This is a genomic window from Paraburkholderia sp. RCC_158, assembly GCF_041355255.1.
GTDB lineage: Bacteria > Pseudomonadota > Gammaproteobacteria > Burkholderiales > Burkholderiaceae > Paraburkholderia > Paraburkholderia graminis.
The window spans coordinates 1-14,686 of record NZ_JBFUPM010000049.1; the positions used below are offsets into that span (position 1 = coordinate 1).

Sequence of the window (14,686 nt, forward strand, 5' to 3'; positions counted from 1 at the left end):
ACTTATACATCCAGCCAGCTGGTCGTCCCATAACACCTCCTCGATCAAAGGTGTTGCGACGACCGGTTGAATCCGCCCAGTACACGTCCATTGCCTTCGGGCGGCGTTGCCGCGAGGCGGGCGTGCAGCCATCGATGGGTACCGCAGGCGATGCCTATGACAATGCGATGTGTGAGTCGTTCTTCGGCACGCTCGAAGCAGAACTGCTGATGCGTGAACACTTCGGGACCCACGAGCAGGCCCGTACACGTATCTTCTGGTTCCTCGAAGGATGGTACAACGTGCGCCGCCTGCACAGCAGCATCGGTTATTGTTCGCCGCTGGAATTCGAAAATCTGCATTCGAAAAATGAAATGTCAGCGCCGCGCGGGTTGCCCACCGCCGGGCAGCGTCATGGTCGAGACAGGCGACCCGCTACCCGGCCGTGGACAACCCGCGACTCAACGCTTAAAGGAGGATCAATACCGTACTAAACCCAACTGCAAATCTGTCCGCTGAAGCGGGTCAATCTCAACCCAGTTCGGGGTAGTCGTGGATACGCAAAAGGCCGTCGGGCTGCCGGGTGGCACCTTTGACGTGTCCGGGTTGCAGATTCATGGCACCAACCTGACCCAGCGGAACCTGCACACCCTGCAAACCGCGACCGGCGTGGAGGCGGATACTACGACCAGACTCTGGGAACTCTGGTATCAGCACTCTCTGCTCGCAGGGAAGGTGGACGTGAAGGTCGGGCAGCAGAGTCTCGACCAGGAATTCGTGGTGAGCCAGAACGCGACTCCGTTCATGAACGCGACATTCGGATGGCCCGTGCTGCCGTCAGTCGACATGCCGGCGGGCGGCCCGGCCTATCCGCTTTCGTCGCTGGGTGTGCGAGTACGCGGCAAACCGTCCGACGCGTGGACACTGCTGGCAGGCGTCTTCGACGGAAACCCTGCGGGTAGTGATGTCGGTGATCCGCAGAAACAGAACAGTCACGGCACGAACTACAACCTACACAACGGCGCGCTGTTTATCGGCGAGATGCAGTATGCAATCAACCAACCTCCGGCCAGCCCGACGGACGCACAGCCGGGCGGTTTGCCTGGGACCTACAAGCTGGGCTTCTGGTACAACACGCAGCGTTTCGCCGACCAGCAGTTCGACAACACCGGTTTGCCGCTCGCGAACCCCGCGAGTACGGGTGTCCCGCAAAGTCATCGGGGCGATTACAGCTTCTACGCTGTGGCTGACCAGATGGTCTGGCGCCTGAGGGTGGACAGTCCGCAATCGGTCGGCGCGTTTGCCAGAATCATGGGCGCACCGGGCGACCGCAACCTGGTTGACTTGGGGGTGAACGCCGGTGTGACGCTCAAGGCCCCGCTCAAGGGGCGCGACAACGACATCGCCGGGCTGGCTGTGGGCTACGCGAAGATTGGTTCACATGCACAGGGGCTCGCCGGTGACACGGCCTCCCTTAAGACGCCGGGGTATCCGTCGCGCAATGCTGAGACGCTGATCGAGGCGACCTACCAGTATCAGGTCGCGCCATGGTGGCAGTTGCAGGCGGACATCCAGTACGCGTTCCGTCCGGCGGGCGGTATTCCGAATCCGGAGAACCCATCGCAACGTGTCGGCAATGAAGCCGTGGTGGGACTGCGGACCAACGTCATTTTCTGACGCCGATACATCTTGACGTGGTTGTCGCAACGACGAAATGCATGCGGGCAATTGATATAAGGCATGCAAAGAGTCTCGAAAGGCAGGTGGTTGGCCATGAAGGCTATTGAACGCAACCACGCGCCCCGGGGGGCGGCTGTGCCCGAGTGCACATGAACTGGCGACGCTCCTGGTACTACGTCAAACACCCGGCGATGTGTGATGGCCGCAACGGAAGACATCCTGGCGCTTCGGGAAGCCGGGCTTGGCCCAACTGCTTGACCCGGAACAGGGCAAAGCCTGGTTCGCGATTACGGAGTAAGGAAATGCCGTGTTGCCAATGCCAGACTCAGGAGGCCTCCCTCGCGAGTGGCCGTGTTGCAACGCCGGCCGCGAGGGCATTTTGACGTGAAGTGTCTCCTCGTGGCCGAACTCGCCGATTGTTGGGTAACGCCGTTCATAGTAATCCGCGCCTAGATCGACGTAGTCGATGCCATTCGCAGCGTGTTATAGAAGAGCGTGTCGATCTTACGCGCTGTGGCAGTGACGGCTGTCGCCTTGCATCGCCCGTCCTGCGGCCGGCGCCGGTCGAAATGAAGGCGCTGTGGCCTGGTCTGGACGGTGTAGCAAATACAGGGTGGATGGTAAGTTGCTCAAAACGCGGGCCGCTGTCGACGGCGCTACCTCTCCGCCTTTTTCCCCGCCGCAGGTAGTGCAAGTGACACGCGGCGCGCGCCTGCGTTTTGCGGTAAACAAGGATGCGCGTAACGGATTTGGTCGTCCCGGACCCGCACTGCTGGGCGACGAGAACGGTTCGCGCTACGACGCCGCTTCCGTCGCCCGATCAGATGTAGTGGGCTGCCCGGGAGTACGTTCACCGTTTTTAGTCGCGCAGGACTGGACGGTGTCGCAGCGCAGTGGTTGCTCGACCCATTTTTCCAGCCAGCCAGTCAGACGCGTCAGCATGTCCTTGCGATGCGACGGTCGGCCCGATTCGAAGAAGTGATGACTCCCGCCCGGGTAAGTGACCAGTTCCGTCGGTGTGTCGGTTGTCGCCATGATGCCGGTGAACAGTTCTTCTGCCTGGCAGACGGGACAACGCTCGTCGGCTTCGCCCTGCAGGATCAATGTCGGCGTGCGCACTTTCTCGACGTAGCTGAGCGGCGACAGCTCCCGCATTGCGTCTCGCTCTACGTTCGGCTTGCCGTACATCGAGTAGCAGTCGGAGTAATAGCCGCTGTCGGAGACACCAAAGTGCGTCTCGATGCTGGTGACAGGTGCTGACACGACTGCGGCGCGGAATGCGGTGGTATTGCCGATCGCCCACGCACTGAGGAAGCCGCCATAAGATTTGCCGGTGATGGCGAGCCTTTCGTCCACCAGCCCTTCGTTGCGCAGCGTTTGCACTGCGGCTAGTTGCTGGTCGAGGTCACACTTGCCCCACTTTCTGCGCGCGCGCGAACTGAAATCCCTTCCATAACTGCTCGAGCCGACCGGGTTCAAAGCAAGTATTGCCCACCCTTGCGACATGAGGATGTACCAGTAGACATGCCAGTTGAAGCTCAGCAACGCATAACTCGCCGGGCCTCCATGTGCGTCAACGAGAAGGGGCCCCGGTGTTTTGCGGCCGGGCGGCGCCAGCCACCAGCCGTCAACCCGTTCTGTTCCGCCGTCTCCGTCCGGGACTTCGAATTGGCGCAGGGTGACAACGGGGACGGTCCGTTCGCGCCACCACGGATTGAAATCCGTAAGCTGCTGCGCGCAGGTGCCGTCGAGGCGCGAAGCCCATACATCGCTCGGCGTGCGACCGTCTTCCGAGGTGTAGAGCAGACGGTTCTCGCCGATCGATAGTTGGCTAACTTGCCTGTCGCCAGTAACCAGGCGCTCGAGTTGTCCATCCGGTACCGAGACGGCCGCGACTTCCTGCCTGCCGTGACGCGCCAGAACACAATACAAGCGTTTTGAATCATGCGACCAGAACACCGTATTCCCGGAAACGACCTCGATGCTCTCATCACCAAGTCCGCACGTTTCGCCAGTATGAAGGTCGTGTAACCACAGCCGCATCTGCGCATCGCCATCATGCTCACTGCCGGTGAATGCGACGAACCGGCTATCGGGCGACCATCGCGGGAAGCCCGCCGATGCTACTGTGCTAGTGATCTGTCGCGCGTTGTTACCGTCGGCGTCGATGACCCAAACGTCGGTTCGGTGTGCGACGCGTCCCTCACGGGTTCGTGTGAACGCGATGCGTTTGCTGTCAGCCGACCATTCAGCGCCGCTTACTTCGAACGATCCCCGCGTGAGGCGGCATGATTCGCCGGTTTGCGCGTCGATGGTGTAGAGATGAATCTCGGTGTCGAGGGTGTAACCGGCGCCGTCGATCTTATAAGGAAGCCGCCATATGAGCCGCGGCGCGTCGGCCGGCCGGCCTGCGCCCTCGTCGTCGTCGTTCTGCGTGCGACCGCGCTTCTCCGGATCGGCCGAGATCGTGCATAGCGCAAAGAGCTTCCTGCCATCCGGAGCCCACCCGAATGACATCGCACCAGAGGGCAAGTTAGTCAGGCGTTTGGCCTCTCCGCCATCGGTTCGGATGGTGTAGATCTGACGACCGTCACCCCGGTTTGAAAGAAACCCGAGCGCGTTGTCGGTGGGACACCAGCGAGGCGCCGAGTCGGACCCGCCAGATGTGAGTTGATGAGGTGGTCGACCACCGTCGAGATAAATGAGCCAGATGGAACTCTGATTGCTGTCGGTATCACGCTCGGGCGATGACAACTCACAGGCTGCCAGGTCGCCCTGCAGCTGGCATTGCAAATCGGTGATGTCCCGGTACAGATAGAGATCGTCCGGCTCAAATGCAGTCGACATTTTCGTCGTCTCCAAACGGGGCCTTGCGCTATATGCCAGTCGCCTTGGCAACACGCATTGGCTTATTCGTCCTTAAAGCGACTGCGCAGGGTCACTTCTGTTCGTTCCGGCGCTGTTGTTCCTCCCGGTTTTCTTCATTGCGGTTCTCATTGCGGTTCTCGTTTCTGTTCTCCTGTTTCTGGTTGCGCTCCTGCTCATTTTGCTGGTTGCGCTGGTTCTGCTCGTTCCGCTGGTTTTCCTGATTCGTCATGATCTTTCTCCGGTAGGTTTCGGCGCGCCAAGTGACGCGCGATTAGTTGAGCATCTTGCGTGCCGCCATACGGACCGGCGACGTGATTCGCTATCCTAACCTGTGAACGCGGCCGGTCCGCGTGAGTCCCATAGCCCGGCTTGCAGCGCATACGGCGCTAAGTTGAAGGGGTACGGGCTTCGCCTTATCCGCCGCGTATTGATGTGTATTCACTTTGCTCTGCCCGCAAAATCGACTGGGCGACGTGTCGACGCAGACCTTCAGGCGTCATTGGAGCGAACTGTTAATCGGCGCGTAATCCCCCACCTGGCGCCAATAAAGAAAGGCCCGCCGATAGGGCGCGGGAGTTGCCCTTCTTTTGGCGGACGCCCCGATATGCGCACTCAGCGCATCGCCGGCGGCATAGCGATTGGCCAAAGTTGCGCCTCTTACACGCGAATATTGCACGGGACGTACTCGCCCCCCGGGCGCTAGACAAACGCCGGTCGACCCAGCCGCGTTCGACAGTACGGGTGCCGGGTGCTTGCACCAGCGAGCGGCTGATGTACGTCGGTAACGGCACCGCGCCATGCGCAAATGCACGGTCGATCATCAAAACTGCATCCTCCGCTAGATGAATCACGCAGGACACGCAAGCCGATAAAGTCCGGCGAACCGCGGCGACCGGTATCAGCAAAGCGGGCAGCAGGCAAAATACCCTGAACCATACAAGAGCCGGCAGCGAGCGCGGCGCCGGCCCAGGCGGTGTCGGCGCCGGTGCAAAGCAACGACAAGGGCCCGTCGGAGCGCGGCCTAGCGTGACAAACGCCGTGACCTCCGCATCGTCAACGCGCTGCCTGGCTTGCATACAGGGAACAGAAGAGCTCGCTCAAACCGCCGAAGAGGAAAGCCGGTCGCCCCGTCAGGATGAACCAGCCATATTGGACTCGGATTACTGTCGGCGTCGCTGTCTGGGGACGACAACGCGCCGAGCCGCATTGTCCCGTGAGAGCCATCCTGCAGGTCGGGGATGCGGCGGTACACCGAGAAGTCGTCCGGCTCAATGTTTTTGACATTTTTCGTCTCTAGCGGTGCCTTGCGGGCGCTCTTGCCGCAGGCCGCTGTCGGTCAATGCAGTGGGAAGCACGTGTCACGCCGAGCGACCAGCAGTTCATGCTGACCGCGGCGAGCGTAGGTACGTCTGAGATTGAACTTGGGAAACTGACCTCCGAACGTGGAGCTTCGGCTGACGTTCGGTCGTTTGGGCAGCGCATGGTGGCCGAACATACTCGCATCAACGCGGAGCTGTCTGAGCTCGCAGAGCGGAAGTCAGTTCGCCTTCTGAAGACCATGGAGCCCGCGAGCCGGACACTGTAGGACGAGCTCGCGCATATGTCCGGTGCCGCGTTCGACCGGGAATACGCGGTTGCGCAGGTGCGCATTCATATGATGGGCAATGGGCTATTCAAAGGTGAGGCGCAAAGCGGCGAGGACACTGATGTCAAAGCGTTTGCTGAACGAGGCGTGCCGGTGGGAACGAATCATCTCCAGCGTGCCACCGAACTGTTACATGGACTACGGGGGCGGCGTCGTCGCAGTAGCGGCGACGTTCGTCCCCCTTAACCTACCACTCGCCACGCGCCTGCATCCGATCATCGGCCAGTCGCAATGAAGGCGGCGTCTAACGATGCCGGGACATGGCGCGCGCGCGCTTTGAGGGAAGGCACATGCGCCTCGACCCACGATCCTGCGCAGTGCGTGGCCCGACCGGGACATCTGCACGGACGTGAGATGGACGAGCGGTGTAGGGAGGTCGAATGTGCCGCGGCATGTCGCGCCAGACCCGACCCGGCGCGTGAGCCCCCGCGCGGCAAAATGGCCTGGCCACAGGACATAAGAAGGAACGTAGCTGAGACGAACTTATCGGACGCTGGAAACGACTCTGTCAGAACCCAGCACGACTGCGGACAAGCCGGAACAGAGACCGGGCGGTAACACGTCGGTAGCTTTAACCTGCGAGAGTGGCGATATGACGGGCGCAAACAAACAGCTCGGCGCGCCGACCGCGGGTTGGCCTTTTGACCGATGCGATCTGCCATGTCATCGGGACAGCAGCCGAAACCGGCTTCATCGCCATACCGCCGCTTTGTGGTTTCCGCACGCTCGGCTTGGCCGGCAAATCAAAAATCGTTTCATCAAAAGTCGTTTGCAGGTCCTGGGGCCGAAGCGCCAGCGTCGGCGCTACACTCACCAGGCGACGTTGCTCGCCACCGTGCCGCGCGGCAATCAAGATGAGAACAGGGCGCCAATCAGGAGAGAGAGAGCAGCGTGGCGGTAGCGGGGGACGGGCTTAGCCCGCACAGTTGTCCCCCCGCCGCACCGGAGAAGTTTTCGCCAGTCAGAGCTTTGTCGGTCGTCACCGGTAGCCCAGGCGGAGCGGAGGATCTAGCCCAGGCATCCTTGTCCCGTCGTGGCTTACTAAGACCGGGGGAGCCTGCGATTATTCTTGCGGGTCAAAACGCGTCGCGTATTGAGGTTTTCCTTGCCGAAGCGACCGGTCGGCGCGCTCGCTGGATCGCCGGACCTGGCATGCACAGAAGATGCTAAGGGAGAACCGTGCGCGCCCGACAACTTCGCCTGCGCACAACCGCGACGTGTTCTTCTTTCCAAGGAGGGTTCCATGATTCGTCTAAAACTCAACGCCGGGCCGATGCTTGCGGCCGTGGCGGCAGGCATGGTGGGCTGTGCGCCGAATGTGCCGACGCAGGGCGCGGGGCCGTCCGAAGCTGCTGCGGTCACGCAGGCCAACCCCTTGCCTTCGCCAGACCGAGAGTTCGTGCAAGCGGCGTCGATGTCAAGTTCGACCGAGATTGACGCGAGCAAGCTCGCGCTTTCCCGTTCTAGTGACCCGGACGTTGATGGGTTCGCCAGGCAGATGATCGCCGATCACACGAAGCTTACGTTGCAACTGAAATCGGCGACTGCAGGCTCACCCGTGCAGGCGCCAAAGGACAATTCGGACGTTTCGGTGATGAATCTGCTGTCGCCGCTGTCGGGAAAGCAGTTCGACGAGCAATACATCAAGCTGGTGGGCGTCGAGGGCCATAGAAAGGCGGTGGACGCGTTCTCGGCTGAGGCGAACGGCGGCCAGAACAGCTCGTTACGCGCGCTCGCCCAGCAAGGAGTGCCCATCATCGAGCATCACTATGAGATGGCCAGGCAGCTAGCGGCGCGCAAGGGCATCGCTCCATGAAGCGCCATGTCAACGATGCTCCGCAACGGCCCCGCGCGTTAGGGGCGCAATGCGCGCCGTCGCGGCGGCATACACAATGCTAGCCTCTGTTGCGAGCCGGTTGCGACGACAATCCGTTCATAGACGCAGAAAAATGTCATGACGGCGAGTCTGGCTGCACACCGGTAGCGCAGCATGCCAGTGCCAACCGCGCCTTGCGGAACATTAGTAGGCGCCGCGCCGGGACGGGCAGCAACACAGGCCACTGGCGACATAGCCGACGGCGGTGTCAGCGGCGACAAAGTTTTGTGTCAGGAGAAGGCTAAATTGCATTGCAACCGCACTGTCGGCGACCCTTGGACTGGAACCGCCGAACTATTGCTGGGAGTCTCCCGCCCGTCCATCGTCTCGCGGTGCATTGCGAAACCTGTCCCTTGGGCGGGGTGCATGACCAGTGCCCAACGCAAGTAGTCTGCACAAGCCCTCACAACCGCAATAGGTGCGATAGACCGCCTCACCGACTGGACGGTTGGAATCGCCCCGAGCGATGCGACGCGCGGAGCATACGGCGATCAGGTGTAGCGCCGCATGCGTGCGCGACGTCGAGGAATGTGCGATCAGCGGCAGCGCGATTGCGCACGGGGACGCCATCTATAGCCCGCGTCCTTCTCGCTTGCCATGTAGAAACGCCGGTACCGTCAGCCGGCATACCGGTTTCCCGTCCTATCCCCACAAGCTTCTTTTTCTACCGGTCCGGATGCTTGGCGCCGCACGCGGGTCTGCATACGCTAGTGCAGCGGTCCGTCAATGTTTGCCCGCACGGGGTCGATTCGACAAAATTACGACTGTTCCAAGTATCATTTGCAATGCCGTCTTTCCTGGCGCCGCAATGCCGCTGTCTCAAGTATCCATCTCGGCGGGAGCCGCCGGTGATCATCAAGGAGCGAGGCGCTCTGTATTGCCGGGTGCCGAGCGAAGGGTGAGTGTCGCGCCAGTCGCACGGCGCTACAGGAGTGACCGCGCAACGCGGCGCCCGAAGCGGCAACGCAAGGTGACCTCCCAAAGCCGGGGGAACTATCACGGTCGCAAAGCGCGAGCTCGGTTCATACGCACCATCGCCGCGAGTCCGCTGACCGAACGCGCCCGGTGGCTTAACGCATTCATGGCGCGACGCTGTAAGCCTTGCGCGGCGATCGCGGCCTAGGTGAACACTCATCGCCGGCCAGGCAGACCCACCAGTCGCGTCTCAGGATCTAATCTTCGTTCCTGGAATCCTCCCTGTCGCCGACAACATCCTGCGGCCGTACTCCCGCACCTTCGGGCCCGCCAGGTGCATCATCCTTGCTCGTCAACTCGACGATGCCTTGTTCTTCCTTGATCATCGACGTTTCCACGGCAGTTGGCTTTCCAGGCCCTGCCGAGCTGTTCGCATGTCTTCCTTTGCTCATAGCTGCTCCGGTCAAATGTGTATCTCCAGGGCCGGCCCGTCACGGGGCGACCCGTGGCATGCGGCTAGCTGTATGCCGAAGCACAGAGGTCGAGCACGAGGAGGACAGGAAAAATGAAGTTGTTCAACCGATCACGCAACGTACCTTCCGCGACGAATGCGGGACTCTATGTATCGCCTTTCCAGCAATTTCTGATCAGTACGAGTCGAAGCATCCTGAAAGTGGACCGCGAGCAGACGCAGGGTAGGACATTGCTATGGGACAAGCTTCCCATGGAGAGCGAGACGACAGAGGAACCGTACGGAAAAGACCGGCTGAGGCAAGGCGGTTACGACTACTACGGCGACGTCGGCTAGGGGCAGTGCGGTCACCACCAAGTATGTCGAGCACGAACTAAGAGTGTCGGGCTGCTGGCCGCAATACGTGCTGAAGACTTGCAAATCATTCAGTGGGAGGGAGCGGTGGGCGGGAGCAAAGACAGGAAGAGCGTCCTGTCCCGCCGCAGAGATTGCGCAAGGCAAGCGCGGCAGGCGGTAATTCTTGCTCGGCGGGTGGACAGGGTCACTGGCCGGGTCACTTTGTCGATGCGGTCTGGCGAGCCTGCGGTGCCGCGCAGCCAGGCGGTGGGCAAGTCAAGGCGATTGCCCGATGGAACATCGGTCGGAGAGCTAGCAATGTCTACATCACGGGCGCACCTCATTCACTGGCTGCGCAATGCATATGCAATGGAAAAGCATTCCGAGGCGGTGCTTGGGTCGCAAGCGTCCCGCCTCGGATACGACGACCCTCAGATGCGCATGCGAATCGAACAGCATCTGCAGGAAACGCTCGGCCAGCAGGCCATGCTTGAGGGATGCCTTGCCCGCCTCGATAGCAGCCCGTCGCTGATCAAGGGCATGGCAAGCGAGATGGCAGCCTTCGGCCAAGCGCTCATCGGCATGACGATGAGGGATGAGATGGTGAAAGGCGCCATGACGATGTATGCCTTCGAACATATGGAAATCGCTTCATATACAGCGCTGATGCATGCTGCCGAGGCCGGTGGTGACCTTCAAACCAAAAGAATTTGCGAGCATGTTCTTGCTCAGGAAGCGGAAATGGCGGGGTGGCTGTTCGGGCGTATCCCAGCGACGGTGACCCGGTACCTGGCTTGCTCCGCCCGCGCACGTCTCGAGGCGCCGCGGTGACGCTCCCGTCGTTCAGGCATCAACCCATCATCTCAGTGGCACGCAAACGGGCGGTTGACATTTGCTCAGCGCCTTCGTCAGGCAATAGCGTCAAGCACGAAGTCCGGTTTACCGACAAACATCCTGGCCGCTCGGCGAAGGTGATTTATATGAACGCCCCCGATACGCCAGGTTTTCTTGCACGTTGCTTCGGCACGGTAGGTTGCAGCTTTATAGGCGGCCTCGTTGCAGCCTCATACGCTGCGGGCCCCGATGAAATCGCTGACTCGCTCCTCATTTGTCGCACGAGCTTCGCGCTCAAATTATCCTTCAGGGTTTGCGAGTTCAGGTCCGACGTGTCTTGCCATCGTGATCGATTGCCAGCGCAACGTTCCGACGTCATCCTGCAAGCTCTAATCTTCTACGTGGTTTAGTCATCAGGCCGGTTGTGCAACGGAGTGCGGCGACCAAGGCGGCTGCGAAGAAAGCACCACCGACGAAGAAGGCTGCTGCAAAGAACGCCGTGGGCGGGAAGGTGCCGCCAAGCGTCGACCGAAAAAAAGCCTCGGACGAAAGCGGCACCGCAGAAGAGCGTGACCGCGGCCGCTTCTGAGGCGATGGTCGATTCAGAAGCTGCGGTTGCGGTGTAAAGAATGTGACGAGCGCTAGTAAAGTCGCCAGTGTCTGCGGCTATTGGCCCACAGTTATCGTGGAGACCTGAAGATGTACATGGCGCGAATACAACGATGGCGGGCAATGCTGCCGTGCCTGATCGCGAACGGAAGCTGGTGCTGCCGTCGTTGTCGCCACCCATTGAGCGATTCTTGGACAAGCCTAAACGGCTGGCCGACGTCGAGCGCGAGTTCTCCACGGGGATCCGGTGTTGGTCCGAGCACCTCTATTCTGCCTGCTGCATCAGGGCAAGGTAACGCAACTGGCCCCGCTCGAAGCGATGGAGTACTTTGTTCGCGGTAAGCAGGCGATGGTGACCTCGCTATCACCGGCGCACTACGTCCCTTTACGCAGTCGGCACGACGGTGCAGGGTCGCGGGCTATCGGACCAGCGCGTACCTTCGCGCATAAATCGATACAAGGACCCCGGCCCTGGGAATTGCGTTTCATAAGCGTTTCCTATCGTGCAAGAGCGAACCCGTCTTGGCGTGATTCGCGGGGACGATATACCGTTATATCCGTAGTACAGCGGCTGCAAGGATGGTATTGGAGCGCGCCGGCTATCACTGTGCGGCCACTCGGGCATCCTCTCTCTGCCGGTGCAAAGCGGCTCCCATTCCCCGGAAAGATGTAATGTGTCCAGATGAGCCCGTCGTGCCGACGCGTTCCTCGTCTGCATGAGCCACTTCCCCTTACGCCAGGAAACGAAGATCGACCATGTACAAAGCCATCAGGAAAAACCCGTCAGCGGCTCAGGCTGCCGAAACGATCATTAGCGCATTGCGCGACATCCCCGTGTCCGCGCTCAGCGACAACATGCATCGCAACATCGGCAGCGTGGGTTTGCACCCGTATCAGCGGCCCAGCAGGAAGACCATGGCCGGCACCGCGGTCACCGTGCGCTCGCGTGGCGGGGATAACCTGACTTACCTTCGCGCGCTGGAGCTTTGCCGTCGTGGAGACGTACTCGTCGTGGACGCGGGTGGCGATCTCAACAACGCCGTGGTCGGCGGCATTCTGTCTTTCTACGCAGCAAATATAGGTGTTGTCGGTTTGGTCGTAGATGGCGCGATCCGTGATGTCGCGGAAATCCGCGATCGGGATTTTCCGGTTTATGCCCGTGGGGTCACGCACCGGGGGCCGTATAAAGACGGTCCGGGCGAAATCAATGTGCCGGTGTCGGTCGGCGGAATGGTGGTCAATCCGGGCGACGTCGTTGTCGGCGATCAGGATGGCTTGCTGGCTATTCCACAGGGCGATGCGGAGCTGGTCGTCGAAAAAGCACTGGCCGTTCTTGAAGCAGAGGCTGAGACGATGCGGGCTATGAAGGAAGGCCGCTGGAACCGCGCGTTTATCGATGCGCTCGAAGCACGGTGCAATAACTGAGCCCCGCGTGGGAAGCAGGAGAAAGCCGACGTCTGTATTGCGACGTCGGCTTTTTTATGGCCGTTTCATTGCCCATACGCGCGATGGACGGACGAATGGCGACGAGAACGCGGCTTGCCGCGTCATCGTCGCCACACGTGTGCAATCAATCGAAGCTCACCAGCACCTTCATCGATTTTGAACGATCGCCCGCTGTCTGGAACGCCTTGACCGAATCCTGATACGGGAAAATGCCCGAAATCAGGGGCTTCACATCGATCAATCCCTTGTTCAGCAGTTCGACGGCAATGGCGAATTCTTTGTGGAAGCGGAATGTGCCGCGCAAATCGAATTCCTTGGCGACCATCACATTGATCGGCAACGAGATGTCGCCACCGAGGCCGACCTGGACGATCACGCCGCGTGGTTTGAGCACGTCGAATGCCCCGCGCAATGCTGCTGCGTTGCCGCTCGCCTCGAACAGAACGTCGAAGCTACCCTTGTCGACGGCGAACGGCTGGAGCGCGTCCGGCGTCTCCGCGATGTTAAGCGCGAGGTCGGCACCGACCTTTTTCGCGCTGTCGAGCGGAAGCGTATTCACGTCAGTTGCCGCGATCATCGCCGCACCGGCTCTGCGTGCGGCCGCCACGATCAACGCGCCGATCGGCCCACATCCTGTTACAAGCACACGCTTACCGAGCAACGGACCCGCGCGCCGAACGGCGTGAAGGGCAACCGAGAGCGGTTCGGCCATTGCGGCTTCCGCATCGCTCAACGAGTCCGCCACAACGTGCGCCTGCGAGCGGTCGATCACGATCTCCTGGCGGAATGCGCCCTGCACGTGCGGCGTGCGCATCGCGCTGCCGTAGTAGCGCATATCCAGGCAGTGGTTCTGCAGCCCTTGCTGACAGTATTGACACAGGCCACACGGCCGGCTCGGGCTGATGGAGATCCGGGCGCCGACCGGCATATCCGTCACACCAGATCCCACGCGCGCGACGGCACCCGAGACTTCATGACCGAGCACCATGGGCTCCTTGATGCGAATCGTGCCGAAACCACCATGGTTGAAGTAGTGAAGATCCGAACCGCAGATACCGCCGGCCCGTACCCGTACGAGCAACTGGTTGGCTTCCGGTTCAGGCGTGGGAACGTCCTCGATGCGCAGATCGAGCGGGGCGTGAATGACAAGTGCATGCATGGGGTGAGGGCCTATAACGGTGAATGCGGGATCAGCACGCTATACGGTACCGCCTCGAGGCCCAGTCGACAAAGATCAAAGTTGTCTGGGCCGATAGTCGACGCTTATGGATGCCCATTCGAGCGCCCTGGGCATGTTCTTGTTCTCGATCACATTGTTGACGATCGGGACAAGACTTCGCGTCCCGATGTCATTCCGCCTTCGGAGAGGTCTGCCGGCGTCGGGCGACACCGAACAGACGTGCCACACTGCAACCTTAGAACTTGTGACGCAGACCGATCGAGGCTTCGAACAGCGAGTTGAAGCCATAGAACGGCTGATTCGAACCGGAGGCGGCGGCGAGGGTCGTCCATGCGCCGGTCAGGTGGTTGTAGTCCACGCCGACATAGACGTCGGTGCGCTTGCTGAGGAAATAGTCGAACGTCGGACCGGTCGTGATACGCGTGCCGCTCTGGCCTGCGTGATGGACGAAGTCGATGTAGAACGGCAGATCCAGCACGAGTGACGGCGTGATGAAGTACTGGAGCGCGGTGGAGAAGGAATCGTTGCGATAGTCGGCCGGATAGACGTGGCTGTAGATGTACGAGCCGAACAACTTCGCCGCGCCGAACTTATACGTTGCGCCCGCGGTAAAGATCTTTTGCGAGCTGTCCGGGATCGTCACGCCGAAATACGTGCTGCCATAGGTGCTGGTCGCAGGCGTCAGGCCGCCAATGTCGTTGACGATCTGATAGGCCGCGCCAACGCTCAAGGGGCCGTGGTCGTAAGAAAGGCTGACGGCAGGCGACGAGGAGCTATCGTCAAGAGTGGTGTATGGGCAGCTTGAGCGCGTTCGACTTCAGGCGGCGAGTTTCTGCTGAACCGGTT

General features: G+C 60.8%; 9 protein-coding genes and 3 pseudogenes. 7 read left to right on the top strand and 5 right to left on the bottom strand.

Translation table 11 applies throughout. From position 1 onward, the window contains the following. Both AB6809_RS35665 and AB6809_RS35670 read left to right on the top strand, forming a co-directional pair. On the top strand, nt 1-473 hold a 473-nt coding region (locus AB6809_RS35665; RefSeq protein ID WP_371028529.1), incomplete at its 5' end, for a transposase. A 40-nt stretch (nt 474-513) separates the two neighbouring features. Next, nucleotides 514-1,656, top strand: a pseudogene (locus AB6809_RS35670) (carbohydrate porin); the annotation flags it as partial. Nucleotides 1,657-2,454: 798 nt separating this feature from the next. Here the strand turns inward: AB6809_RS35670 and AB6809_RS35675 are convergent. Both AB6809_RS35675 and AB6809_RS35680 read right to left on the bottom strand, forming a co-directional pair. Next, nucleotides 2,455-4,506 carry a prolyl oligopeptidase family serine peptidase gene (locus AB6809_RS35675; protein WP_371028530.1) on the bottom strand — a complete coding sequence of 684 codons (2,052 nt, stop codon included), beginning with the start codon at nt 4,504-4,506 and terminating at the stop codon, nt 2,455-2,457. A 91-nt stretch (nt 4,507-4,597) separates the two neighbouring features. Beyond that, on the bottom strand, nt 4,598-4,756 hold the full coding sequence (locus AB6809_RS35680) for a hypothetical protein (protein WP_317015773.1): 159 nt from the start codon (nt 4,754-4,756) through the stop codon (nt 4,598-4,600). A 1,110-nt stretch (nt 4,757-5,866) separates the two neighbouring features. On the opposite strand from AB6809_RS35680, the pseudogene AB6809_RS35685 reads away from it, so the two are divergent. Both AB6809_RS35685 and AB6809_RS35690 read left to right on the top strand, forming a co-directional pair. Continuing rightward, nucleotides 5,867-6,358, top strand: a pseudogene (locus AB6809_RS35685) (DUF4142 domain-containing protein). A gap of 919 nt (nt 6,359-7,277) precedes the next feature. Next, the gene (locus tag AB6809_RS35690) at nt 7,278-7,988 is read left to right on the top strand and encodes a DUF4142 domain-containing protein (RefSeq protein WP_371028531.1); all 711 of its coding nucleotides are present in this window, start codon (nt 7,278-7,280) and stop codon (nt 7,986-7,988) included. 1,232 nt (nt 7,989-9,220) lie between these two features. Here AB6809_RS35690 and AB6809_RS35695 read toward each other — a convergent pair. Continuing rightward, complete coding sequence (locus tag AB6809_RS35695; protein ID WP_371028532.1) at nt 9,221-9,349, bottom strand: hypothetical protein; 129 nt, start codon at nt 9,347-9,349, stop codon at nt 9,221-9,223. A 179-nt stretch (nt 9,350-9,528) separates the two neighbouring features. Between AB6809_RS35695 and AB6809_RS35700 the strand changes: the two genes are divergently transcribed. The 3 genes from AB6809_RS35700 (at nt 9,529) to AB6809_RS35710 (ending at nt 12,639) form a co-directional block, all read left to right on the top strand. Beyond that, the gene (locus tag AB6809_RS35700; RefSeq protein WP_371028533.1) at nt 9,529-9,771 is read left to right on the top strand and encodes a DUF3460 family protein; all 243 of its coding nucleotides are present in this window, start codon (nt 9,529-9,531) and stop codon (nt 9,769-9,771) included. A 318-nt stretch (nt 9,772-10,089) separates the two neighbouring features. Next, entirely contained in the window at nt 10,090-10,602 is a 513-nt protein-coding gene (locus AB6809_RS35705) for a ferritin-like domain-containing protein (protein ID WP_371028534.1), read from the top strand. Between the two features lie 1,368 nt (nt 10,603-11,970). Next, on the top strand, nt 11,971-12,639 hold the full coding sequence (locus tag AB6809_RS35710) for an RraA family protein (protein ID WP_371028535.1): 669 nt from the start codon (nt 11,971-11,973) through the stop codon (nt 12,637-12,639). A gap of 145 nt (nt 12,640-12,784) precedes the next feature. On the opposite strand, the gene AB6809_RS35715 is transcribed toward AB6809_RS35710, so the two are convergent. Continuing rightward, nucleotides 12,785-13,819: an L-idonate 5-dehydrogenase gene (locus AB6809_RS35715; protein ID WP_371028536.1), complete on the bottom strand. Its 1,035-nt coding sequence runs from the start codon at nt 13,817-13,819 to the stop codon at nt 12,785-12,787. A gap of 256 nt (nt 13,820-14,075) precedes the next feature. Next, nucleotides 14,076-14,615: pseudogene (locus AB6809_RS35720) on the bottom strand (porin); the annotation flags it as partial. Between the last annotated feature and the right edge of the window lie 71 nt (nt 14,616-14,686).